The organism is Kitasatospora sp. NPDC091276 (genome assembly GCF_040684355.1).
Lineage (GTDB): Bacteria > Actinomycetota > Actinomycetes > Streptomycetales > Streptomycetaceae > Kitasatospora.
The window spans coordinates 241,469-265,077 of sequence record NZ_JBFBFU010000005.1 but is presented as its reverse complement, the minus strand read 5'-3'; the positions used below and the strand labels follow the sequence as shown (position 1 = coordinate 265,077).

The following is a 23,609-nucleotide window of genomic DNA, read 5'->3' as shown; positions in this document are numbered from 1 at the left end:
ACGAGAAGGGACGCGGGAGTTGTGGTCGTGCGCCCGTCCGGTGCTGCGCGGGGGGTTCTCGTCGGCGGGCTCTTATTGTACTGTCCGTCTAATAAGCGGGTGAGCGGGCACCCGTAGGGGCAGGCATCTGGAGGCAGCCATGGCTCTCACCAACGCGGCGGCAGGGCGGGCGGTGGGTGCGCACGGCCACACCGCGGCCGACGACGACGTCTCGAAGCGGCTGCTGGAGTCCGCCGCGACCCTCTCCTACGACCCCTCGACCGAGATCGACTGGGACGCACCACTCCCAGCCGACCACTACGGCCTCAACCCGGAGTGGAGCACCCTCTACGGCACCCGGCTGTGGGACGAGATGACCGAGCACCAGCGGGTCACCCTCACCCGGCACGAGGTCTGCTCGATCATGAACACCGGGATATGGTTCGAGATGATCCTCCAGCAGATGGTGCTGCGCGATCAGTACCTGAAGAACCCCGCCAACGCCGAGTTCCAGTTCGCGCTCACCGAGATCGCCGACGAGTGCCGCCACTCGATCATGTTCGCCCGCGCCTGCGAGAAGATGGGCGTCCCCGCGTACCGGCCGAACAAGGTCATCGCCCAGGCCGGGCGCGCGTTCAAGGCCCTGGCGAAGGGTGAACTCGCCTACGGCGGAATCCTGGTGGCCGAAGAGGTGCTCGACGTCATGCAGCGTGACTGGATGCGCGGCGAGAACGTCCTGGACATCGTCCGCGGCACCTCCCGGATCCACGTCGTCGAGGAGTCGCGGCACATGAAGTTCGCCCGGCAGGAGATCCGCGAACGGGTGCGCCACGCCGGCCCCGCCCGCCGCCGCACCTCGGCCACCGGCATCGCCGTCGGCGCGTACGTCATCGTCTCCAGCATGGTGCACCCCGGGGTCTACCGGGCCGCCGGGCTCGACACCCAGCGGGCGATCGCCGAAGTGCGGGCCAACGAGCACCGCAAGGCGATGATGCGCACCAGCTCCCGGCACCTGATCGCGTTCCTCGCCGAGACCGGATTGCTCACCAGCCGATCGGCCGCCATCTACCGGCGTATCCACATGCTCTGACGACGCGTCAAATGCGGCACGTCTAGCGCGACCCGTCAAACGCGGCACGTCAACAAAGGCTCCGACTCCCGCACTTCACCACCTGTAGCGAGGGACCCTACCCCGGCCATGGCCTACGCGATCACCCGGACCTGCTGCAACGACGCCTCGTGCGTGTCCGTCTGCCCGGTCAACTGCATCCACCCGACCCCGGACGAACCGGAGTTCGGCACCACCGACATGCTGTACATCGACCCGGCCGCCTGCATCGACTGCGGCGCCTGCGCCGATGCCTGCCCAGTGGACGCGGTGTTCCCCGTCGACCGGCTGCGCGGGCCCGACACCGTGTTCGGCGACCTCAACCGCGACTGGTACCGCGACCACCCCAACGACCACGCCTGGCGCGCTCCCACCTTCCCGCGCAGCCTGCCCGGCGGGATCGGCACGCTGCGCGTCGCCATCGTCGGCACCGGCCCGTCCGCCGGGTACACCGCGCAGGAACTGCTGCGCAGCACCGGCGCCGAGATCACCATGATCGACCGGCTGCCCGTCACCGGCGGCCTGCTGCGGCACGGGGTCGCGCCCGACCATCAGTCCACCAAGCGCATCGCGGACAGCTTCGCCGGCGTCTTCCACGACCCCAGGCTGCGGATGCACCTCAACGTGGACATCGGTACCGACCTCACCCACGAGGAACTCGCCGCCCACCACCACGCCGTCGTGTACGCGGTCGGCGCGGCCGCCGACCGGCGGCTCGGCATCCCCGGCGAGGACCTTCCGGGCAGCCTTCCCGCGACCACCTTCGTCGGCTGGTACAACGCCCAACCGACCGTGCCCGCCGACGCGGTGGAGCTGTCCGGGCCCGGCGCCGAACGGGTGGTCGTCATCGGCAACGGCAACGTCGCCGTCGACATCGCGCGCATCCTGCTCACCGACCCCGACCGGCTCGCCACCACCGACATCGCCGACCACGCCCTCGCCGCACTGCGTCGCAGCAGGGTGCGGGAAGTCGTGCTGCTCGCCCGGCGCGGGCCCGCCGAAGCCGCCTGGACCAAGGCGGAGTTCCTGGCGCTGCGGCAACTGCCGGGCGTCGAGGTGGTGGTCGAGGACCACCCGGAGGTGCGGGCGGCGATCGAGGCGGCCACCAGGGCGATCGCCGCGTCGGCCGACGGGACGGCCGACGGGACGGCCGCTGCGCCGACCGCCGGAACGGCCGCTGCGCCGACCGCGTCGGACGCGCGGGCCGCACTGCTCGCCGGGCTGCCGCTGGTGCCGTTCGACGGGGGTGCCGGGCCGGCGCCGGGCCGGCGGATCGTGCTGCGCTTCCTGTCCGCGCCGACCGCGCTCACCGCGTTCACCCCGCCAGGCGAACTCGGCGAACCCGGCGAACCCGGCGAACCCGGTGAACCCGGCGGGCCCGGCGCGTCCACCGGGGGCGGGCGGGTGACGGGCCTGACCGTCGCCCGGACCACCCTCGCGGGCGGCCGGGCAGCCGAGCCGACCGGGGAGGCGGACACGCTGCTGGCCGGCCTGGTGGTGCGCTCCATAGGGCACCGGGGCGTACCGGTGCCCGGGCTGCCCTTCGACGAGCGGGCGGCGACGGTCGCGCACCGGGGCGGCCGGGTCGTGGACCCGGCGACGGGGCGGCCGCTGCCCGGGACGTACGTGGTGGGGTGGGCCAAGCGCGGGCCGTCCGGCGGGATCGGCGCCAACCGGGCGTGCGCCCGCGAGACCGTGGACGCGCTCCTGGACGACGCGGCGGCCCACGCGCTGGCCGCCCCGGCGGCGAGCCGCACGGACTTCGACCGCCTCGTCCGCCACCGTCGCCCGGACGCCGTCGGGCTCAAGGGACTGCGCGCCGTGGAGCGGGCGGAGCGCGCCCGGGGCGAGGCCGAGGGCCGCCCCCGCGTCAAGCTCGCCACCGTCCCCGCCCTGCTGGCGGCTGCCCGTCGGCGGTAGGCGGGCAGTCGGCGGGGCGTGAGGGCGGAGCGGAAGAATATGTCGGTCGGTCTACTTAATCTGAACGGGTTGCGCACAGGAAGTCGGACAGGCCGACTTCCTGTGCGCGGGTTCCATCGAGCACCCAAATGTAGACCGGTCTACATATTTTCCCGGGAGCAAAATGACCCCCGCCGCCGGCGTGCATCGTGGAACGGAGGTTGAGTCACCTCACTCGCCGGGACGCCGAACCGGCCCAGTTCGGCTTGATCGAAACTCTCCCGCGCGGGGGCACCCTGCGCCGCAACCTGGTCGCCGCTACGACGTTGAACCGGCCATGGACAACAATGCCGCACCGTTCGGTGCTTGGCGAGGACTCTCGTTGGCGGCAGAGACCGCCTGGGTTCCCGACCGCCACATCCTCAGGGCGCTTCATGCCACGACGTTCGGCAACCGGTGGTTCACCCAGATCAGCGCGACCGAGCTGGCGGGCCTGGCCGCCATGCCCGATGCGGCCGTGGTACTCGGAAGCCGACGCGGCTACTTGGCGGACAGTCCGGGGAACCAGGCCCTCGCGGCCCTGCTACGCGAACGGCCGGAGGAGTTCGGGCTGGTCGGTCCCGTCATCCTCGGTGCGCAGAGCCTGCACTGGGAACCGGACCGGGCGGCCGGGACGGGGCGGCTCGGGTTGGCGGGGGTGCAGTGCTTCGACGGGTTCCAGCGACTCGTCACGATCGCCCACATCTCCCGCGAAATGCCGCCCGCAGACCTGGCCAAGGCCGTCCTGTCGGTCATCGTCGTGACCGGCGACGACCGCCACCGGGTCCGCGAGCTCTGCGACCAGACCGACCGCTACGTCAACTCCGCCGTGCCGCAGGACAACCTCGCCCGTTGTCCGCACCTGCTTGCGGTGCAGGCCGAGTTCCAGGCGGAAGGGAGCTACTTCGACCCCCGGCGAGGCATCGTGGCCGGGCCGCACCCGGTGGGATTCACGCCCGCGGACGTGTTCCGTTCGCTCGCGGCGCTCTCGGCTGCGCCGCGCCCTTATCTGAGCCATCAACTCCACACCCCCGAAGGCCTGGACGCGCTCTGGTCGGACATCACCGGTGCCTCCTACCGGAGCATCGTGCACGAGCACCTGCGGGCGACCAGCGTCCAGGTCGCGGTGGAGGCCAGGCGCGAGACGCAGAAGGCCATCGCCCGGATCCGAAAGCGCCACAACACGGGCTGCTACAAGCTGCTGGAGTACGCGCCCGAACTGGTGACCTGGACGGCGTGCCGGGCCCTTCCGCTGGAGAAGCTCTACGACGGCGGCAGGAACGCGCCGCGCTGGACCGACCTGATCCACGGTGTCCTACCGGCCGAGACCGAGCGGGTCGCCCACCAACTGGTCGCCTCCTACGAGCGGCTGCGCGGCTCGAAGCACATCTTCAAGCTCGCGGCGCCTGAACTCGACCTGTGGCTGGAGCTCGTGGACGACATCCTCGGCCGGGCGTAGCCGGCCGGTCCTCGTAGCCGGCCGGTCCTCGTCGGCGGCCGACTCCGGTGGATCCGGGTCGGCCGCCGGGCCTGTCACCCCCGCCACGTGCGCTTGAGCTCGTCCCAGCGGGTGGCCTGGGCGGGGGTGAGGCAGCCTCGGAGTTCGGCCAGCTTCAGCAGCTGTGCTTCGGCGTCGGCGCCGAGGGGCTGGGCTTCGGCGCGGTAGTGGTCGGTGAGGAGGGCGTCGAGTTCGGGGCGGGTGAGGGCCGGATCGAGGCGCTGGGCGAGTTTGGCCATGTTGCGGTAGGAGCCCTGGAGGAGGAACGGGGGTTCGGTGCGGGTGCGGTCGTCCTGGGCGGCGGAGGCCAGGTAGGCGCGGTTGACGGCGAGGACGGTGCCGCGCAGGTGGAGCAGTCCGGCGAGGGCGGCGGTCATCCGTTCGACCTCGGCGGCGGGCCAGGCGCCCGCGAGGGTGCCGCCCGGGGTGCCGGTGGCACGGGCCAGCAGGGTGTCCAGGTCGGCGCGGTCGGCGGTGGCGAGCGGGGCCAGGTGCGGGTTGGCGGGCAGCGCGTTCTCGACGAAGCTGAGCGCGAAGAGGTCCTCGCGCCCGGCGATGACGTCGCCGAGGTTCCAGACGTCGGCGCGGTTGGCGAGCATGTCGGGCAGCCGGAAGAGGCGGCCGGACTCGGTGTACGGGTTGGCGGCCATGACGACGGCGAAGCGCTTGCCGCGCAGGTCCCATTCGCGGGCCTCGCCGTCCCACACCCCGTCGATCCGGCGCTGGGCGTCGCAGAGCGGGATGAAGCGCTGGAGGAGCTCGGGCGAGGTGTGCTGGACGTCGTCGAGGTAGAGCAGCACGTTGTCGCCCGCGTGCAGGGCGAAGTTGAGCTTCTCGATCTCGCGGCGGGAGGTGGCGTCGGGGGCCTCGGCGGGGTCGAGGGAGGTGACCCGGTGGCCGAGCGCGGGGCCGCTGACGGTGACCAGCAGCAGGCCGAGCCGTTCGGCGAGGTACTCGACGAGGGTGGTCTTGCCGTAGCCGGGCGGGGAGACCAGGAGCAGCAGGCCGCTGCGGTCGACCGGTCCGCCGGCGTCGGCGGTGCCGAGCTGTTTGGCGAGGTTGTCGCCGACCAGCGGCAGGTAGACCTGGTCGATGAGCTGGTTGCGGACGAAGCCGTTGAGCGGGGCCGGCCGGTACTGGTCGAGTCGTAGCCGGGTGTGCTCGGCGGCCAGCAGGTCGGCGCGCAGCCGCTGGTAGGCGCGGTGTCCGGGGGCCTCGGTGACGGCGAACTCGGCGACGCGGGTCAGGAGTTCGTCGAGGCGAAGGTCGAGTGCGCCGCCCGGGAGCCGGGGGTGGTCGCCGAGCAGTCCGGTGAGGCGGGTGGTGGCGGCGCCTTCGGCGGGTCGGCGTGGCAGGGACGGGCAGAGGAGTGCGGCGGCGGCCTCGGCGAGGTCGCCGGGGTCGGCGTCGGCGGCGCTCGACTCCAGCCAGGCCTGGGCGAGTTGGCGCCGGGCGGGCAGCAGGGCGGGTTCGGCGGGCAGTGCGGCCAGCGCTTCGGTGAGGCCGGCGGACTCGGGTGCGGCGTGGAACTTGTCGAGCAGTGCGGCGGCCCCCGGCGCGTACGCGAACGTGGGTGTGGCGGCGGCGAGTTCGGCCACCAGGTACGGGCCGGCGGGCTGCGGGTACGAGGTGAACTCCGTGACGGCGGAGCTCAGTTCGTCGGACAGGTCGGACAGCGCGGCCAGGGCCGCGGCTGCGGCCGGGGCCGGCGCGGTCGGGTTCGGAGCGGTCGGGCCCGGTGCGGTCGGGTTCGGAGCGGTCGGGTCCGGTGCGGTCGGCTTCGGCACGGCGACGAAGGCCTGCCGGGCGAGGGTGAGGGCGAGGGCGAGCGAGCGGGCCCGGGTGTGCCAGACCAGTCGCTGCCGCTCGTCGGCGCCGTGCGCCCAGTACAGCTGCGCGGCCGCCCGGGCGGCCGCCGGGTGGCGCAACAGGCCTGCCTCGGCGTGGAGTTCGAGCAGGGCGCGGAGCAGTAGCGCCGCGTCGTGGTCGTGGACGCCGCGCTGGTAGCCCTCGTCCGGGCGCTGTTCGGCGGCGCGGCGGACGAACTCCAGCAGGTCGTCCTCGGTGCGCAGGGTGTCGCGCAGGGCGTCCAGCCCGTCCGGTTCGGCGGCCAGCAGCAGGCTGGCGGCGAGGTATTCGGACCGGTAGAGCGCGGGGGTCTCGGAGGGCAGCGGCCGGCCCCAGTAGCGCTCGGTGGCGGCGAACGCCGGGTCGGTGACGGGGGAGCGGTAGTCGGTGCCGGTGAGGGTGAAGGCGGGGCGGCCGCGCCAGGGGACGAGGGTGAGTTCGGGCCGCTGGGTGGTGACGGCGAACAGGTGGCGGCCCAGCCGCAGGGTGCCGGGGCCGTCGCCGGCGAGTTCGGCGCGGTCGCGCCGGGCCCGGTGGGCGCGGCTGCGGGCGGCGCGCAGCCGTCCGGTCAGCTCCTCGGCCCGGACCCGGTCACCGAGTGAGGTCAACTGGGCGGCGAGGTCGCGGAGTTTGACGGCGGTCGGGTCGGCGGCGAGGGCGGCGTCGATCTCGGCCGCGGTGTCGAGGGCGGTGAGCCGCCGGTGCAGGGTGTCGAGGATGCGTTCGGCGGAGGCGGCGATCCGGTCGGCGCGGCGGGCCCGTTCCTCCAGCAGGTGCTGGCGGCGGGCGGTGAGGGCGTCATGGATTCCGGTGCGCCGGTCGGCGAGTCGTTCGCCGAGCGCCGGGTCGGCGTCGGCGAAGCGGGTCTCCAACTGCTCGATCCGCAGCAGGAGTCGGCCGAGCTGGTCGTCGCAGGCCTCGGGGGTGTCGGCGGCGGCGAGCGCGGCGGTGGCGGCCTGGGCGAGCAGGGCGGTTTCGGCGGCGAACTCGGCGGCGGCCTCGCGGGTGCGCAGGTCGCGGCGGCGGACGGTGAGGGCGGCGCGGGCGCGGTTGAGCAGCCCGAGGACGTCGGCGAGCCGGTCGAGGATGGCGGTGCGGGTGGTGGCGTCGGCCAGGTCGAGGGTGCCGACGAGCTCCGAGACGGTCTGCAACGCCTCGCTCTGCTCGGAGATCTGGAGGCCCAGCGGCTCGGCTTCGGCGGCGGTGGCGAGGGCGGCGCAGCGGTCGGCGAGTTCGCCTGCGCGCCGGCGGTGCGGGGCGAAGGCCTCGGGTTCGGCGAGGTGTCCGACGGCGCGGGCGGCGGCCTCGGTCAGGCCCTCGGCGAGGTGGGCGGCGAGCGCGTCGATCCGGGCGGGGTCGGCGCGCGGCAGGTCGCGCAGCGCCTCGATCCGGCCCTGGGCGCGGCGCAGCCCGGCGAGCCGGTCGACCCATTCGGCGGCGTCGGCGAGGGTCTCGCCGCGGGCGGTGCGCAGCAGGCCTTCGACGTGTTCGGTGGCCTGTTCGGTCTGCCGGGCGGCGTGCGCGGTGAGTTCGGCGACGGCCTCGTACTCGGCGATGACCTGCCGGGCGGTGTCGCGGATCTCGGCGAGCGGGGCGGCGAGGTCGCCGAGGCCGGGCTGGCCCAGCCAGTGGTGCCGGTCGGCGGTGCGGGTGCAGGCGGCGAGGACGGCCTGGTGGCCGGCCGGGGTGTCGGCGCCGGCGGCGGCGAGCCGGGCCAGGGAGAGGCAGTCGGCGAGGCCGCGGACGAGGTCGGCGTTGCCGATCCGGGCGAGCGGGCCGGTGCCGGGCGGCTGCGCGGCCGCGTGGCGCTCGCTGGTGAACGGGGTCTGCCACAGCTGGACGGGGTGCAGCCGGGTGGGCCCGTCCTCGGCCGGGCGGAGGGCGATCAGGGTGCCGTCGGCGAGCAGCGCGTAGCCCTGGCAGGGCAGCGGGGCGGCGGCCTCCTGGCGGACGCTGTTGTACGGCTGGAGCAGGGCGCGGCCGTCGGCGGGGGAGCGGAACTCGTACAGCACGTCCTCGCCGTTGGGCGAGACGAGGGTGCGCTCGTAGGCCAGGCCGTCCACCGGCTGGTCGTAGCTGCGCACGGTGCCGTCGGCGAGGTGGCAGCCGCCGGGGAAGGCCACGCCCTGGTCGGCGGGCAGCCGCAGGCAGGCCTGGCCGAGCGCGTCGATCCGGGTGACCCGGCCGGTGGGCAGGTGGCAGACCAGGTGCCGGACGGTCTCCTCCTGGTACGGGCGCACGCGCACCAGCAGCAGGGTGCCGAGCCGGGCGTGGGCGATCTGGGCGTCGGCGAGGGTCTGCAGGGCCTCGGCGAGGGGTTCGCGGTGCAGCTCGCGGCCGTCGGGGGCGGTGACGGTCAACCGGCCGCCGTCGATGCCGAGCCGGAGTTCGCCGCCGAGGTCGGCGCGCGGTGGGCTGCCGGGGGCGGCGGGCAGCTGGTCGTCCCGGGTGAGGGTGGTCCAGGCGAGCTGCTGGCCGTCGGCGGCGGTGTGGTCGCGTTCGCCGCGCCCGTCCTGGTAGGCGGGGTGCCCGTCGTCGGCGAGGTCGTCGACGGGGCGCCAGCGCAGCACCCGGACGTCGGCGGCGGCGGGGCCGGTGCGGAAGACGGCGAGCAGGCGGCCGCCGACGGGGCGCAGCCGTTCCAGTCGGGCGTCGCGGAAGTAGCGGTGCAGGTCGGCGAGGTCCTGGCGCAGGCGCGGGTCGTCCAGCAGCGTGCCCTCGGTGGGGGCGGGGGTGAGGTCGGGGTGGTGGACGCTCAGGACCTCGCCGAGCGGCCCGGCACCCGGGGAGCCCTCGGACGGGGCGCCGGCGGAAACGGAGCCGGAGGCGGAGATGGTGGAAGCGGAGACGGCGGTGTCGGGCGCGCTGCCCGGGCGGGTGCCGAGCAGCAGCAGCCCACCGGCGGCGGTGAGGTCCTGCGGGAGGCAGGCCCGGCCGGTGGTGAGCCGGCCGGTGCCGACCAGCCGCAGCTCCCCGCCGCCGAACTCCTCGACCCGGCGGGCGTTCAACGCCTGCGCGCGGTCGGCGAGTTCGGCGGCGGACCGGGCGAGTCGGCCGCGCAGGACCTCGTAGGTGCCGGCGTCGAGCCGGGCGTCGAGGGCGTCCACCACGTCAGTTCCTCAACTACTCGGTTTCTCGACTGCTCAGGAGATCGGGTACTCAGGCGACTCAGGCGACTCGGCGCTCACTTGGAGCCGTTGACCGACGCCAGTGCCCCGATCGACGTCTCGGCGATCCCCAACTTCTGGGCTGAGGTGAGCAGTTGCCGCAACTGCCCGGCCTGCTCGCCGCCTCCGGCGCCGATCATCCGCATCAGCAGCGCGGACACCGTCAGGTTCTGCACGTCCGCCGTGGACACCGAGGACAGCACCCGGGTCAGGTCCTCGGTGAAGCTGGCACTGCCGTCGAGCCAGGGCCCGGCCAGGGCCTGGGCGGTCTGCGAGTGCCCGACGAAGGCGTCGACGCTCTTGGCGGCCGTCACCGACTGCACCAGGCGGTCGAAGAACACCCCGTCCCCGCCGACGATGTCGATCTTCGCCTTCTCCAACCCGGCCGCGACCAGCGCGGCCTGCGCCTCGGCGATCTGTCGCTGGGTGTCCAGCCCGGCCAGCCGGACGTCCTTCTCGGCGGCCAGCCGCAGCCGGTACTCCTCGTGCCCGCGCGAGGCCTCGTCCAGCTTCGCCATCGCCGCGGCCTTCTCGGTGAGGCCCTCGGCCTCGGCCTTCAGCTTGGCGCCGATCTCCAGCGCGGCGGCCTTCGCCTTCTCGGCCTGGACGGCGGCCTCGGCGCGGCCGACCTTCTCCACCGCCGCGGCCTCCTGCTCGCGCACCTGCACCTGGGCCAGCCCCTCGGCGGCGGCCTCCGCCCGGATGCCCTCGGCCATCCGGATCTTGGCGGTGGCGTCCAGTTCGGCGGCCTGCTGGCGTGCCTCGGCCAGCACCAGCGACTCGCGGGCCTTGTGCGAGGCGGCCTGCTCGGCGGCCTCGGCGGCCTTGATGTCCTTGACGAGCTTCTCCTGCGCCTGCGCCTCGGCCTGGATGATCACCGCGCGGCGGGTGCGCTCGGCGTCCTCGGTGGCGCGCAGCGTCTTGACGGCCTCCTCCTGCTCGGCGACGGTCCGCTCCACCGCCACCCGCTCGCGGACCACGTCGGCGACCTCCCGCCGGCGGGACTCGACCTCCTTCTGCTTGGCCATGGTGGCGAGTTCGGTCTCCCGGTCGCGGCCGATGACCTCCAGCAGGCGGTCCTTCTCGATCCGCTCGTTCTCCACCGCGATCACCCGCTCGCGGTTCTTCTGCGCCACCGCGACCTCGCGGGCCTGGTTCTCGCGCTGCACGCCGAGCAGTTCCTCGGTCCGGAGGAAGGCGGTCTGGGCGTTCAGCCGCTCCTCCTCCTGGACCCGGGCGATCACCGCGTCCTCCGTGGCCCGCAGGGTCTCGATCTCGCGGCGCTGGCGGATCTCGGCGTCGGCCTGGCGGCGCTGGAGTTCGAGGACGGCCTCCCGGGCGTCCACGTTCTGCCGGGTGATCTCCTTCTCCTCGGTGCGCTGGTACTCGTTGGTGCGCACGTGCTCGATCGCCGTCAGCTCGGTGATCTTGCGGATGCCCTGGGCGTCGAGGATGTTGTCGGAGTCCAGCTGGTTCATCGGGGTCTGTTCGAGGTGGTCGATGGCCGCGTCCTCAAGGGTGTAGCCGTTGAGGTCGGTGCCGATGACCGCGATGATCTGGTCCCGGAACTCGTGCCGGTGCGTGTAGAGGTCGGTGAAGTCGAGCTGCTTGCCGACGGTCTTCAGCGCCTCGGCGAACTTGGCCGCGAAGAACTCCTGGATCGCGGACGGGTCGCTGGCGCGGGCGGTGCCGATGGCCTGCGCGACCTTGATGACGTCCTCGACGGTCTTGTTCACCCGCACGAAGAAGGAGATCCGGATGTCCGCCCGGATGTTGTCCCGGCAGATCAGCCCGTCCCGGCCGGCGCGGTGGATCTCCACCGTCTTCACCGAGATGTCCATCAACTCGGCCTTGTGCAGCACCGGGAGGACGATCGCGCCGGTGAAGGTGACGTCCACCTTCTTGGTGCGGGAGACGATCAGCGCCTTGCCCTGCTCGACCTTCTGGAACAAGCGGCCCACGAACAGCAGCATGGCGAGCACGATGAGCAGTACGACGGCGACGAGAATGCCGAAACCCACGGCGATGGTGTCCATCACGGAGTCCTTTGACGAGATGACGAGATGGTGCGAAGTCGAGCGGACGAAAGCGGAACGAGCGGGACAAAGAGGGTGAAAAGGGGGTAAGGGGACGCCCGGGGGAGTCAGCCGCCCGGTAGCGCCGGGTCGAACGGCGCCACCAGGAAATGCTCGCCGTCGGCGTCGTAGTCGAAGATCAGGGCGGTGCGGCCGGCCGCCAGCCCGGGCTCCTCGGTGAGCGTGCGGACCTGGACGGTCGCGGTGGAGCCGTCCTCGGCGGTGACCTCCGCCTGCCCGAAGTCGGCCGTCACCCGGCCGGTGCGGATCACGCAGACGCGGCCGACGAAGTCCCCCCGGGTCGCCGGACGGTCCTCGGGGAACAGCCGGGACAGCGGCCGGACCAGCAGTCGGGTGCCCGCCCAGGAGGCGACCAGCGCGACGGCGAACACGCCGCCGCGCGCCGGTGCCCCCGAGGTGAGGACGGTGCCGGCCAGGCTGACGAACCAGGCGAGCGCGACCAGCAGCGACACCGCCACCGTCACGGGCACCCCGCCCAGCCCCAGCGCGCCCAGCACGCCTCCGTGGTGGTGGGCGCCCCCGCCGTCGGCGCCGTGCCCGTCCTGGGCCCCGTGCCCCCCGTGCCCCCCGTGCCCCCCGGCACCGTGGCCCAGGTCGCCCGCGTGACCGGCATGGCCGACGTGACCGGCATGCCCGACGCCGTGTCCCCCGTGCAGGGCGTCGAACCCCAGGCCGCCGACCAGCATCAGCAGCCAGTACCCGACCACCACCACCAGCGCGAAGCTGAACAGCGCCGTCGGAAAAGCCAGCGCGGCCGCGACGAATCCCCCCATCCCGGCCACGCTCCCCCGCTGTTCCCACGGCACCGCACCTCGGCGCCATGGAGATCGTGACAGCGGAGGGGCCGTTCGCACATTGCCAGGATCCGGCAATCTTTACGGCCCTTTGACACCCTGGAACGCACCGCCCGGGGGGCGTTTGGCCGCCGCCTACAGCGGCTGCTCCGGCCAGTTCAGCAACCGGGCCCCCATCGCCGCCGTCTCCAGGGTGAACCGTTGCAGGGCGTCCGACGGGTCGTAGCCGGTCAGCGCCTTGATCCGCTCCAGCCGGTAGCCGAGCGTGCGCACGCTCAGCCCCAGCCGCCGGGCCGCCTCCGCGTTCACGTACGCGGCCTCCGCCTGCACCGCGATGGTGTCCAGCAGGGGGCGGGCGCCGCCGCGCGCCTCGGTCAGCGGGCCCAGCACGCTGCGCACCAGGTCGGCCATCGCCGCCCGGTCGCGCATCAGCACGGGGAAGACCAGCAGTTCCTCGGCCTTCAGCTGCCGCGCCGGCAGGTCCAGCCGGTCCGCGTAGTCCAGCGCGCCCAGCGCCTCCTCGTAGCTGCGCAGCACCCCGCTGGCCCCCGAGTGCCGGCGCCCGGTGGCCACCCGCAGCACCGGGCGGTAGCCGGGGCCGGGGCGCAGCGCCAGGTCGGCGAAGGCCTCCAGGAGGGCGCGTTCGGTGTCCGGGGCGATGCACACCAGCCGGCCGTCCTTGCCGGCGAGCAGGACGTCCCGCTCGCCGAACCGCCCGACCAGCTCCCGTTCCACCCGGTGCACCAGCGGGTGGACGTCCGCGTACGGCGTGTCGCCGACGGCCACCGCCACCGCGTACGCGCCCGCCAGCCGCAGCCCGAACCGCTCGGCGCGCTCCGCCAGCAGGCCCAGGTCGCTGCGGCCGTACAGCAGGTCGTCGATGAACTCGCGCCGCGCGGACTCCTGTTGGCGCACGGCCATGCGCTGCGCGCGCTCGTGTCCCTCGCCGAGCGCGGCCAGTGCGGCCTCGGTCGCCGCGAGCACGGCGTCGCCGATCCGGCGCAGTTCCCCGGTGCCGCCCGCCGCCGTGATGCCCGGCAGCGTCTGCCAGGCCCGCCGGGTGGCCGCCAGGCAGTGCGCGACGACGTCGCGCAGCCCGTACCCGGCCTCGGCGCAGTGCTCGCCCAGCGTGCGCAGGCACTCCAGTTCGTCCCGGCGCAGCAGCCTCCCGGTGCGGGAGGCGTCGGCGAGCAGCCCGAGGTAGGCCTCGGCGAGTTCGGTGGGTATGTCGTGCTCGGTCCCCTCGGACACCGCGGTACTCCGCCCCCCGTGACGCGTGATGATCCGGCGCGGAACTTTAGCAGGATCGATACGACGCCGAACGGTGCGGGGTGGGCGGCTGACCTGGTGCTATCGCGGGCCGGACGGAGGTCCGGGCGGCAGGTCGGCCGCAGGGTCGGCAGGGGGCTCCGGCCGGGGCTCGCGGAAGTTCAGGACGAAGCGCGCGCTGCTGCCGTCGATCCGCCGCCGGACGTACAGCGCCGGGGCACCGTCCGGGGTGCAGCTGACCCCCTCGCGGACCAGCAGCGGGGTGCCCGGCGGGACGCCCAGCAGCTCGGCGTCGGCCAGATCCGCGCCGATCGCGCCGAACGCCCGCCAGTCGTACTCCAGCTCCACCCCGGCCGCGCGGGCCAGGTCCAGCACCAGGTTCCCGGGCCGGCCGGGCCGCACCAGGGCGTCCGGCAGCGGGCCGAACGGCACCCAGTAGCTGCACGCGGCCCGGGCCCGCCCGCCGAGCCGGATCACCGTGTCCACCCGGGACAGCTCGGCCGGCGCCCGGCCCAGCTGCCGGGCCGCCTCCTCGTCCTCCGCCGACCCGGCCACCGGCGGGGTGCCCAGCACGAACTCGCCGTCGCCGGTGTCGGGGAGCGCGGCGTGCACGCTGCCCAGGTCGAAGCGCTGGCTGCGCGGGTCCACCGCGATCGAGACGCGGACGGCCGGCGGGCGGACGAACGTGCCCACGCCCCGCCGGATCTCCACCACGGCGGCCCGCTCCAGCTCCGCCACCGCCTGCCGGACGGTCAGCCGGTTCACCCCGAACTCGGCGCTCAGCTCGGGCTCGCTCGGCAGCCGGGCGCCCGCCGGGTACGCGCCGGCGTCGATCCGTTCCTGGAGCCGCCGGGCCAGCCGTCGGTAGAGCGGGGTGCTGGGAGGGTTCGTCGCCACACGCCCGATCCTACGAACCCCGAGCCCGCAGCCGCCCGCAGCCTGCCCAAGGCAGGGGGCGCAGCCCGCCCACGGCCGGGCCCACAGCCTGCCCACCCGTCCCCTCCCTCCGGTCGACGGGACCGGTCGGCGGGGGTGGGATGGAGGGGTGCGGGTGGCCGTGGTTTGCCCCGCACCCCGGGGAGGGACTAGACATCTAGATGTCTTGATGCACGTCTGGATGCCCGGCCCCTCCCCACGGCCCCACCGAAAGGCCCCGCGCATGTCCCTGGTCAACTTCCGCGACTCCGCCGTCCTCGGCGACCCCGAGGGCCGGCGGATCCGCCCCGGCGTGCTGTACCGCTCCGCCCAGCCGTTCCCGGCCGCCGACGAGGCCACCGTCGCCCAGCTGCGCGCCTGCGACATCCGCACCATCGTCGACCTGCGCGACACCCGTGAGACCGACCCCGCCGACTGGGCCGCGGCCGAGGCCGCCGGGATAGCCGTCGTCGCCGCCCCGGTGAACCCCACCGGCGACGGCCTCGCCGCCCGGATGCGCACCATGGCCACCGCCGCCGACCTCGGCGACTACTACGTGCTGCTGGCCGAGTCCGCGCCCGAGGCCGTCACCGCCGCCGTCGAGGCCGCCGCCCGCCCGGGCGCCGTCCTCCTGCACTGCGCCGCCGGCAAGGACCGCACCGGCCTGCTGACCGCCCTGCTGCTGGACCTCCTCGGCGTGCCCGCCGAGCGGATCGTCGCCGACTACGCCCGCACCGCCGACGCCCTGCCGCAGATCTTCGCCGGCCTCTCCGAGCGCCACCGCACCGCGCTCAACGCCCGCGGCGCCCGGGTCACCGACTCCGAGGGCCGCGAACTCACCATCCCCGCCCCGCTCCTCGACGCCCCGGCGGAGGCCATGGCCGTCTTCCTCGACCGCGTCCGCACCCGCCACGGCGGCGCCGAGGCCTTCCTCCCGGCCTGCGGCGTCCCCGCCGCCACCCTCGGCGCCTTCCGCGCCAAGGCGGCCGCCGCGGCGGCCTCGGCCGTCTGACACCCGGCTTCCGTCGGGCTCAGACGTCCCGCCGCCGCATCAGGACCACCGTCGCCGCCAGCGCGACGGCCGCCCAGGCGCCCAGGGTGATCCAGGAGTCGAGCACGCTCGGCGCGTACTTGCCCATCGTCGTCGAGGAGTTGGGGTTGATCGTCAGCCTCCCCTCGGCGGCGAGCGGCAGGTGGTTGCCGATCTCCTTCAGCCAGCGGTAGCGGTCGCCGCCGAACAGCATCGGCACGATGAACAGCAGCATGACCAGCGAGACGATCGAAGCGGTGGCGTGCCGCAGCAGGGCGCCGAGGGCCATCCCGATCAGCGCGCAGACGGGCACGATCGCCGCGTAGCCGAGGACGGCCCGCAGGCAGCCCTCGTCGGTGATGGAGAGCCCGGCGTGCCGGGAGGCCAGCATGGCGTTGCTGCCGAAGAAGGACACCGCGGACACCACCGCCCCGGCGAGCGAGGTGAGGCCGGCGATCAGCACCACCTTGGCCACGGCCACGCCCCGCCGGTCGGGCACCGCGGCGAAGGTGGTGCGGATCATGCCGGTGGTGTACTCGCCGAACACGGTGATCGCGCCGAGGCTGCCGGCCGCGACGGCCATCAGGGCGCCGGAGATGCTGCTGAGGCCGTGGAAGAGCGGGTCGTACCGGTACGGCGGGAAGCCGGGCACCGGCGGGCGGGGGTGGTCGATGTAGGTGAGGTCGGTGTGGACGGCGTTCAGGTTGACCACGATCGCGGCCAGCGAGGCGAGCGCCAGCACCCAGTACGTGGACCGCAGCGAGCGCAGTTTGATCCACTCGGCGGCGAGCAGGTCGCCGAACCGGGGCCGCGGTTCGGCCGGGCGGGTGAGGGGGCGGGCGGGGGCGAGGGCGGCGGTACTCATCGGGCATCTCCTGCCGGGTATTCGACGCTGTCGGCGGTCAGGGACATGAACGCCGACTCCAGGGACGAGGTACGGGTGGCGAGCTCGTGCAGCACCAGGCCGTGCCGCAGGGCGAGTTCGCCGATCCGGGCCGCGGGCAGCCCGGTCACCACCGCGCCGTCCGGCTCCTGCGCCTGCCGTACGGCCGCCCCTTCGGCCCGCAACACCTCGGCGAGCGAAGGCAGTTCGGGCGTCCGGACGGCCACGCTGGTGACGGCGTTGCGGGCGGAGAACTCCGCCAGGCTCTCGTCGGCGATCAGCCGGCCCCGGCCGATCACCACCAGCCGGTCGGCGGTGTGCTCCATCTCGGCCATCATGTGGCTGGAGACGAAGACCGTCCGTCCCTCCTCGGCGAGGCGGCGGAACAGGCCGCGCACCCACAGCACGCCCTCCGGGTCGAGGCCGTTGAGCGGCTCGTCGAACAGCAGCACCGGCGGGTCGCCGAGAAGCGCGCCGGCGATGCCGAGCCGCTGCTTCATGCCCAGCGAGTAGCCGCCGATCCGGCGACCGGCGGCCTTGCCGAGGCCGACCTCGGCGAGCACCTCGTCCACCCGCCGGAGCGGGATGCGGTTGCTGCGGGCGAGCGCCGACAGGTGGGCTCGGGCGCTGCGCCCGCCGTGCACGTCCTGGGCGTCCAGCAGGGCGCCGACGTGGCGCAGTCCGCGCGGCCGGTCCGCGAAGGGCGCGCCGTCCACCGTGACGGACCCCCCGGTCGGGGTGTGCAGTCCCAGGATCATCCGCAGCGTGGTGGACTTGCCGGCGCCGTTGGGGCCGAGGAAGCCGGTGACGGTGCCCGGCCGGACGGTGAAGGTCAACTGGTCGACGGCCGTGGTGGCGCCGTACCGCTTGGTCAGTCGCTCGATCTCGATCACGGGGACAACGGTGCCGTCCGGGGCCCCGGCCGGGCATCGGGCCGCGGGCCACAACCGCCGGCCGCCGCACTGGCCCGGGGGATTACGCCCTCGGGCCGATGTGCCGCCGCGCGGGCCGCCGTTACCATCGGGCGATGATCACCGACCCTCGTCCGCCCCTGCTCAGGCGCCTGCCGCCGGGCGTCTGGGTGGCGGCGTTCTGGGTGGCCGTCATCACGTTCCGCGGCTTCCAGCGGAGCGACGAGCTGGCCCACCTGTTCCGCTACAACGGCAACTTCGAGGACATGCCGTTGCTGGTCACCGCGGTGGTCACGATCCTGATGGCGTCGCTGCTGGTCCGGCTGCCGCTGCTGGCGGTGGCGATCCCGCTGGCGGCGTGCGTCTTCACGATCGGCATGCGGATCCAGGAGACGGCCGTGGTGCAACTGCTGCTCGCCGAGGTGGCGATCGGCTACTGCACGGCCACCCGCTCCCGGGCCGTGTCGCTGTGCGCCGCCGCGATGCCGGTCGCCATGGTGGCCGTCCTGGCGGTCTGGCGGGTGGCGAACGACTACCACACCGACTTCGTCGCCCAGGCCGCGTTCGCCTCGACCGCCGCGATCGCCTGGCTGGTCGGCAACACCGTCCGGCAGAACCGCGTGCACGCCGAGGCCCTGCGCAGCCGCGCCACCGAGCAGGCGATCACCGCCGAACGGCTGCGGATCGCCCGCGAGTTGCACGACATGGTCGCCCACAGCATCGGCATCATCGCGATCCAGGCCGGGATGGGCAGCCGGGTCATGGACACCCAGCCCGCCGAGACCCGCAACGCGCTGAACGCCATCGAGGCGACCAGCCGGGAGACCCTGGCCGGGCTGCGCCGGATGCTCGGCGCGCTGCGCCAGGGCGAACCGGAGTCCGCGCCGATGGAGGTCGCCCCGGGGCTGGGCGAGCTGGACCGGCTGGTCGAGCAGACGGCCGGCGCGGGCGTGCGGGTCGCGCTCACCCGCCTCGGAGAGCCCCGCCCGCTGCCGCCCGAGGTGGACCTCGCCGCCTACCGCATCGTGCAGGAGGCGGTCACCAACGTGGTCAGGCACTCCGGCACCCGGGACTGCCGGGTCACCGTCGACTACGGCCCCGGGGAGGTCGCCGTCACCGTCGTCGACCTCGGCGCCGGAGCCGCCGGGCCGTCCGCCGGTTCCGGTTACGGCATCGCCGGCATGCGCGAGCGGGTCGGCCTGCTGCACGGCGAGTTCAGCGCCGGCCCGCGCCCCGCGGGCGGCTTCCAGGTCGCCGCCCGACTGCCGCTCCCCGTGGAGGTCTCCCCGTGATCCGTGTCGTCCTGGTCGACGACCAGCCGCTCATCCGCACCGGTCTGCGCGTGCTCATCGCCGACACCCCGGACCTGGAGGTCGTCGGCGAGGCCGGCAACGGCGCCGAGGCGGTGGAACTGGTCGGCCGGCTGCGCCCCGACGTCGCCGTGATGGACATCCGGATGCCCGGCATGGACGGCATCGAGGCCACCCGCCGGATCACCGCCGACCCCGGCCTGCCCACCCACGTCCTCGTCCTCACCACCTTCGACGACGACGACTACGTGTACGGCGCGCTGCGGGCCGGGGCGGCCGGCTTCCTGGTCAAGGACCTCGCCCTGGAGACCATCCTCGACGGCGTCCGGGTGGTCGCCGCCGGGGACGCCCTGATCGCGCCGAGCATCACCCGCCGGCTGATCGGCGAGTTCGCCGCCCGCCCGCAGCCCACCGCCGCCCGGTCCGGCCGGGCGACGGTCGACGGGATCACCGACCGTGAGCGCGAGGTGCTGACGCTGGTCGGCCGCGGGCTGTCCAACGGCGAGATCGCCGAGGAGCTGACCATCAGCGTGGCCACCGCCAAGGCGCACGTGGCCCGGCTGTTCACCAAGCTGGACGCCCGGGACCGGGTCCACCTGGTCATCCAGGCTTACGAGTTCGGCCTCGTCGCCCCGTCCTGAGCCGGTCCCGGGCCGGGCCCGAGCCGATTCTGACCCGGTCCCGAGCCGGTCCTGAGCCGATCTTGAGTCAGTTCCGACCCGGTCCCGGGCCGATCCTGGCCCGGTCCCGAGCCCAGCCGGTCCACGGCGGGATCACGGTTCGACCAGCTCCCCGATCCGCATGATCCGCCCGTGCGAGTCCAGCACCACGTCGTACACGTTGCCGTAGCACCCGTACGGCGCGTCGTCGGGTTCGTGCTCGGCCAGGCAGTCCTCCAGGTGCCCGAGCACGTCCTCCAGCCGGACGGTTCTGGTCGGGTCGCCGTGCGGGCGGTCGACGAGCGTGGCCTCGACCCCGGCGGTCGCGAAGCCGTAGCGGGCCGGCGTCCCCATCCCTTCGTAGCGGGCCTCGTCGCAGGAGTAGCGGGCGGGCTGGGCGGTGACGTCGCCGTCCTCGGTGGCGAGGACCACGAGGACGGTGTGTCCGGGGCGTTCGGTCGGGGTCGGGGTGGCGCAGTCGGCGGTGGGGACGGGGGAGGTGTCCATGCTGGGCTCGGGGTCGGCGAGGTCGTCGCCCAGCAGGTCGTCCTCGTCGTCGTCGTACGCCCCGTCGGCGGCGGCCGCGGCGGAGGCGGCGGCGACGGTGGGCGCGGAGTCGGCGGGAGTGCAGGCGGCGAGGGCGGCTGCGGCGGTACAGCAGAGCAGCGCGGCGAGGAGGGTTCGGGGCACGGCCATGGCACTAGTCTCCCCGGACAGCGGCGGAACTCGTCACGCAGGTACACGACTGGTGCACGGGCTGTGGTTCCCGCCGCCGCCGGATGTGCGGATCCGGCGGCGGCGGGAGTCTTGAGGGGCGGCGTAACGGTCAGGCGGCGACGGGCCGCTGCGCCTCGTACGCCTCGCGCAGCCGGGACTGGGCCTCGGGGCCCGCCCCGAGGTGGTCGAGTCCGAGCAGCGCCGCGCCCAGGACGGGCGGCGCGACGACGACCCGCGGTTCGGCGAGCGGCGCGGCCTCGGCCAGACGGGCGGTCAGGTTGTCGAGCAGCAGCGGCTGCCGGGAGGCGATCACGCCGCCGCCGAGCACCAGCGGGGTCCGTGCGTCGAGCAGTTCCAGCCGCCGCAGGGCGACGACGGCGAGCCGGACGATCTCGTCGGCCTGGCGGTCGATCATCCCCAGGGCGACCTCGTCGCCCTGCTCCGCGACGGCGAACAGCACCCGGACGATCTCGTGCAGCCGGCTGGTCGGCAGGTGCCCGAGGTGGACGGCCTCGGCGACGGCGCCGGCGCTGGGCAGGCCGAAGTGCTCGGCGATGGCGCGGGAGAGCCCGGTGGGGCCGCCGCGGCCGTCCTCGTGGCGGACGGCGTGCCACATGCTGGTGACGGCCAGGCCCCCGCCGCCGCCCCAGTCGCCGGTGAGCTCGCCGAGGGCGGGGAAGCGGGCGGTGCGGCCGTCGGGCAGCAGGCCCACGCAGTTGATGCCGGCGCCGCAGACGACGGCGACGCCGCGCGGGCCGTCGGTGCCGGCCCGCAGCAGGCCGAAGGTGTCGTTGACGACGGTGTTGCTGGCGCCCCAGGGGTGGGATTCCAGTGCGGCGCGCAGGGCCTCCTCCTCGACGGGCAGGTCGGCGTTGGCCAGGCAGGCGCTGACGTGGCTGGTGAGGACGCCGCTCCAGGCGGGGTGGCCGGCCGCGGCGGCGGCCTGCTCGACGAGCGGGGCGAGGCCGGCGACGGCGGCGGCGCCGCCGATCTTCTGGGGTGCGAAGCCGCCGCCGCGGGCGGTGCCGTGGACGGTGCCGTCGGCGCCGATCAGGGCGACGTCGGTCTTGGAGTTGCCGGCGTCGATGGCGAGGACGCCGGGCAGGATCGGTTCGGGCTGGTGGGTCATCAGGTCCCCGCGGCTCGTACGTGGCCCGGCCGTGGCGTTGTCCCCGGCCGGGGGTGATCGGTCTCCTCGCAGTGCCCGGCCCGCGACACCCTCATATCGCGGGCCGGGCTGCTTTCCGGACGGGGCCCGGGTGCGAAGCCGGGCCCCGGGCCGTCAGGCCCAGGCGAGGTGCTCGCGGTTGTGGGCGAGCAGCCGATCGGTGAGCTGGTCGGCGAGTTCGAGCTGGCCGACCAGCGGGTGGGCGAGCAGGGCGTCGAAGACCCGGTCGCGGCCGCCGTGCAGGGCGGCGTCGAGGGCGAGGTGCTCGTACGCGGTGACGGCGGCGATGAGGCCGGCGTACAGCGGCTCGACGGCCCGCTGGGGGAGCGGCCGGACGCCGTTCGCGTCGACCTCGGCCGGGACCTCGATGACGGCGTCGTCGGGCAGGAACGGCAGCACGCCGTTGTTCGGCGCGTTGACGACCTGCACGGACGTCCCGCCGCCGGTGCCGAGCAGCGCGGCGATCAGCTGGACCGCCGCCTCGGAGTAGAACGCGCCGCCGCGCTGGCCGAGGAGTTCCGGCTTGGTGTCGAGGGCCGGGTCGGCGTACATCTCCAGCAGCTGCCGCTCGATCTCGGCGACCTGGGCGGCCCGCGAGCCCTGCACCCTGAGTTCCTCGACGACGGCGTCGTGCTGGTAGAAGTAGCGCAGGTAGTAGGACGGCACGACGCCGAGCCGCTCGATGACGGGCTGCGGCAGGTGCAGGTCCTCGGCGATGGCCTTGCCGTGCGCGGCGAGCAGCTCCGGCAGCACCTCCCGGCCCGTCGCCGATCCCGGGGCGTCGAGCAGGGTGACGCCGCGCTCCCAGGTGAGGTGGTTGAGGCCGACGTGGTCGAGCCGGACCAGTTCCGGGTCGACGCCGAGGTGGGTCGCGAACTTGCGCTGGAAGCCGATGGCGACGTTGCACAGGCCGACGGCCTTGTGGCCGGCGTTGCGCAGCGCGCGGGTGACGATGCCGACGGGGTTGGTGAAGTCGACGATCCAGGCGTCCGGGTTGGCGCGCCGGACCTTCTCGGCGATGTCGAGGACGACCGGGACGGTGCGCAGCGCCTTGGCGAGGCCGCCTGCGCCGGTGGTCTCCTGGCCGACGCAGCCGCACTCCAGCGGCCAGGTCTCGTCCCGGTTGCGGGCGGCCTGCCCGCCGACGCGCAGTTGCAGCAGCACGGCGTCGGCGTCGGCGACACCGGCCTCGACGTCGACGGTGGTGGTGACGATGGCACCGTGCCCCTGCTTGGCGAAGATCCGCCGGGCGAGCCCGCCGATCAGCTCCAGCCGGTCGGCGGCCGGGTCGACGAGCACCAGCTCACCGATCGGCAGGGTGTCGCGGAGCCGGGCGAAGCCGTCGATCAGCTCCGGGGTGTACGTCGAACCGCCGCCGACGATTGCCAACTTGAGTGCGGACATCAGCCCTTGACCCCTGTCAGTGTCACGCCTTCGATGAAGGCCTTCTGTGCGAAGAAGAAGAGGATGATCACCGGTGCCATCACGAGGAGGGTGGCGGCCATGGTGAGGTTCCAGTTGGTGTGGTGGGCGCCCTTGAACGACTCCAGGCCGTACGAGAGCGTCCAGGCCTCGTGGTTGTTGCTGGCGTAGATCTGCGGGCCGAAGTAGTCGTTCCAGCAGTAGAAGAACTGGAACAGGGCGACGGCGGCGATGGCCGGCTTGGCCATCGGCAGCACGACCTTCAGCAGGGTGCGCAGGTCGCCGCAGCCGTCGATGCGGGCGGCCTCGATGTACTCCTTGGGGATGGTCAGCAGGAACTGGCGCAGCAGGAAGATCGAGAACGCGTCGCCGAAGGCCATCGGGATGATGAGCGGCCAGAGCGAGCCGCCGAGGCCGAGCTGCTTGGCCCAGAACAGGTACATCGGGATGACGGTGACCTGCGGCGGGAGCATCATCATGGCGATGACGGCCATCAGCGCCAGGTTGCGGCCCCGGAAGCGGAACTTGGCGAGCGCGTAGGCGACCGGCAGGCTGGAGACGATGGTCAGCGCGGTGCCGAGGCCCGCGTAGAGCAGGGTGTTGCGCCACCAGGTGAGGAAGCCGGGGGTGTCCCAGACCTTGCCGTAGTTGCCCCACTGCCAGGAGGTGGGCCAGTAGTCGGTGGTGAGCGCCTGCTGGTCGGTCATCACCGAGGTGAGGAAGGCGAAGACGAACGGCAGCAGGAAGAACAGGGCGGCGGCGATGGCCAGCGAGTGCACGGCCACCCAGTTGAGCACCGCGCGGCGGCGGGCCGCCCGGGCGGCCGGGCCGGAGGCGCGGGAGGTGCCGGCCGGGGCGGGCGCCTTGGTGAGTGTGGAGCTGAGAGTCATGATCGGG

General features: G+C 74.1%; 17 protein-coding genes. 6 read left to right on the top strand and 11 right to left on the bottom strand.

Going from position 1 to position 23,609, the window contains the following annotated elements; all coding sequences use genetic code 11:
- Positions 1 to 139: 139 nt before the first annotated feature.
- From AB0O19_RS08795 to AB0O19_RS08785, 3 genes are all read left to right on the top strand, one after another.
- A complete protein-coding gene (locus AB0O19_RS08795; RefSeq protein ID WP_363618774.1) occupies positions 140 to 1,069 on the top strand; it encodes a diiron oxygenase in 930 nt (309 codons plus the stop codon).
- 108 nt (positions 1,070 to 1,177) lie between these two features.
- Positions 1,178 to 3,007, top strand: coding sequence for an FAD-dependent oxidoreductase (locus tag AB0O19_RS08790; protein WP_363618773.1), 1,830 nt, complete (start codon positions 1,178 to 1,180; stop codon positions 3,005 to 3,007).
- A gap of 361 nt (positions 3,008 to 3,368) precedes the next feature.
- Complete coding sequence (locus AB0O19_RS08785; RefSeq protein ID WP_363618772.1) at positions 3,369 to 4,484, top strand: hypothetical protein; 1,116 nt, start codon at positions 3,369 to 3,371, stop codon at positions 4,482 to 4,484.
- Positions 4,485 to 4,558: 74 nt separating this feature from the next.
- On the opposite strand, the gene AB0O19_RS08780 is transcribed toward AB0O19_RS08785, so the two are convergent.
- From AB0O19_RS08780 to AB0O19_RS08760, 5 genes are all read right to left on the bottom strand, one after another.
- Entirely contained in the window at positions 4,559 to 9,481 is a 4,923-nt protein-coding gene (locus AB0O19_RS08780; RefSeq protein WP_363618771.1) for a DNA repair ATPase, read from the bottom strand.
- Between the two features lie 74 nt (positions 9,482 to 9,555).
- Positions 9,556 to 11,574, bottom strand: coding sequence for a flotillin family protein (locus tag AB0O19_RS08775; RefSeq protein ID WP_363580330.1), 2,019 nt, complete (start codon positions 11,572 to 11,574; stop codon positions 9,556 to 9,558).
- Positions 11,575 to 11,681: 107 nt separating this feature from the next.
- Complete coding sequence (locus tag AB0O19_RS08770) at positions 11,682 to 12,407, bottom strand: hypothetical protein (protein ID WP_363618770.1); 726 nt, start codon at positions 12,405 to 12,407, stop codon at positions 11,682 to 11,684.
- Between the two features lie 156 nt (positions 12,408 to 12,563).
- Positions 12,564 to 13,679 carry a helix-turn-helix domain-containing protein gene (locus AB0O19_RS08765; RefSeq protein ID WP_363618769.1) on the bottom strand — a complete coding sequence of 372 codons (1,116 nt, stop codon included), beginning with the start codon at positions 13,677 to 13,679 and terminating at the stop codon, positions 12,564 to 12,566.
- 99 nt (positions 13,680 to 13,778) lie between these two features.
- The gene (locus AB0O19_RS08760) at positions 13,779 to 14,594 is read right to left on the bottom strand and encodes a GntR family transcriptional regulator (RefSeq protein WP_363618768.1); all 816 of its coding nucleotides are present in this window, start codon (positions 14,592 to 14,594) and stop codon (positions 13,779 to 13,781) included.
- A 262-nt stretch (positions 14,595 to 14,856) separates the two neighbouring features.
- On the opposite strand from AB0O19_RS08760, the gene AB0O19_RS08755 reads away from it, so the two are divergent.
- A complete protein-coding gene (locus AB0O19_RS08755) occupies positions 14,857 to 15,624 on the top strand; it encodes a tyrosine-protein phosphatase (protein WP_363580338.1) in 768 nt (255 codons plus the stop codon).
- A gap of 19 nt (positions 15,625 to 15,643) precedes the next feature.
- Here AB0O19_RS08755 and AB0O19_RS08750 read toward each other — a convergent pair whose 3' ends face one another.
- Entirely contained in the window at positions 15,644 to 16,507 is an 864-nt protein-coding gene (locus AB0O19_RS08750) for an ABC transporter permease (protein WP_363618767.1), read from the bottom strand.
- Entirely contained in the window at positions 16,504 to 17,418 is a 915-nt protein-coding gene (locus AB0O19_RS08745) for an ATP-binding cassette domain-containing protein (RefSeq protein WP_363618766.1), read from the bottom strand. The genes AB0O19_RS08750 and AB0O19_RS08745 overlap by 4 nt, the downstream gene beginning before the upstream one ends.
- Before the next feature lie 134 nt (positions 17,419 to 17,552).
- On the opposite strand from AB0O19_RS08745, the gene AB0O19_RS08740 reads away from it, so the two are divergent.
- Together AB0O19_RS08740 and AB0O19_RS08735 are read left to right on the top strand one after the other, a co-directional pair.
- Positions 17,553 to 18,728 carry a histidine kinase gene (locus AB0O19_RS08740; protein ID WP_363618765.1) on the top strand — a complete coding sequence of 392 codons (1,176 nt, stop codon included), beginning with the start codon at positions 17,553 to 17,555 and terminating at the stop codon, positions 18,726 to 18,728.
- On the top strand, positions 18,725 to 19,387 hold the full coding sequence (locus AB0O19_RS08735; protein WP_363618764.1) for a response regulator transcription factor: 663 nt from the start codon (positions 18,725 to 18,727) through the stop codon (positions 19,385 to 19,387). The genes AB0O19_RS08740 and AB0O19_RS08735 overlap by 4 nt, the downstream gene beginning before the upstream one ends.
- 132 nt (positions 19,388 to 19,519) lie before the next feature.
- Here AB0O19_RS08735 and AB0O19_RS08730 read toward each other — a convergent pair whose 3' ends face one another.
- From AB0O19_RS08730 to AB0O19_RS08715, 4 genes are all read right to left on the bottom strand, one after another.
- A complete protein-coding gene (locus tag AB0O19_RS08730) occupies positions 19,520 to 20,101 on the bottom strand; it encodes a hypothetical protein (protein ID WP_363618763.1) in 582 nt (193 codons plus the stop codon).
- A gap of 130 nt (positions 20,102 to 20,231) precedes the next feature.
- A complete protein-coding gene (locus tag AB0O19_RS08725) occupies positions 20,232 to 21,251 on the bottom strand; it encodes a BadF/BadG/BcrA/BcrD ATPase family protein (protein ID WP_363618762.1) in 1,020 nt (339 codons plus the stop codon).
- Positions 21,252 to 21,404: 153 nt separating this feature from the next.
- Positions 21,405 to 22,694, bottom strand: a complete 1,290-nt coding sequence (locus AB0O19_RS08720) for a 6-phospho-beta-glucosidase (RefSeq protein WP_363618761.1) — start codon at positions 22,692 to 22,694, stop codon at positions 21,405 to 21,407.
- The gene (locus AB0O19_RS08715) at positions 22,694 to 23,602 is read right to left on the bottom strand and encodes a carbohydrate ABC transporter permease (protein ID WP_363618760.1); all 909 of its coding nucleotides are present in this window, start codon (positions 23,600 to 23,602) and stop codon (positions 22,694 to 22,696) included. The genes AB0O19_RS08720 and AB0O19_RS08715 overlap by 1 nt, the downstream gene beginning before the upstream one ends.
- Positions 23,603 to 23,609: the final 7 nt, after the last annotated feature.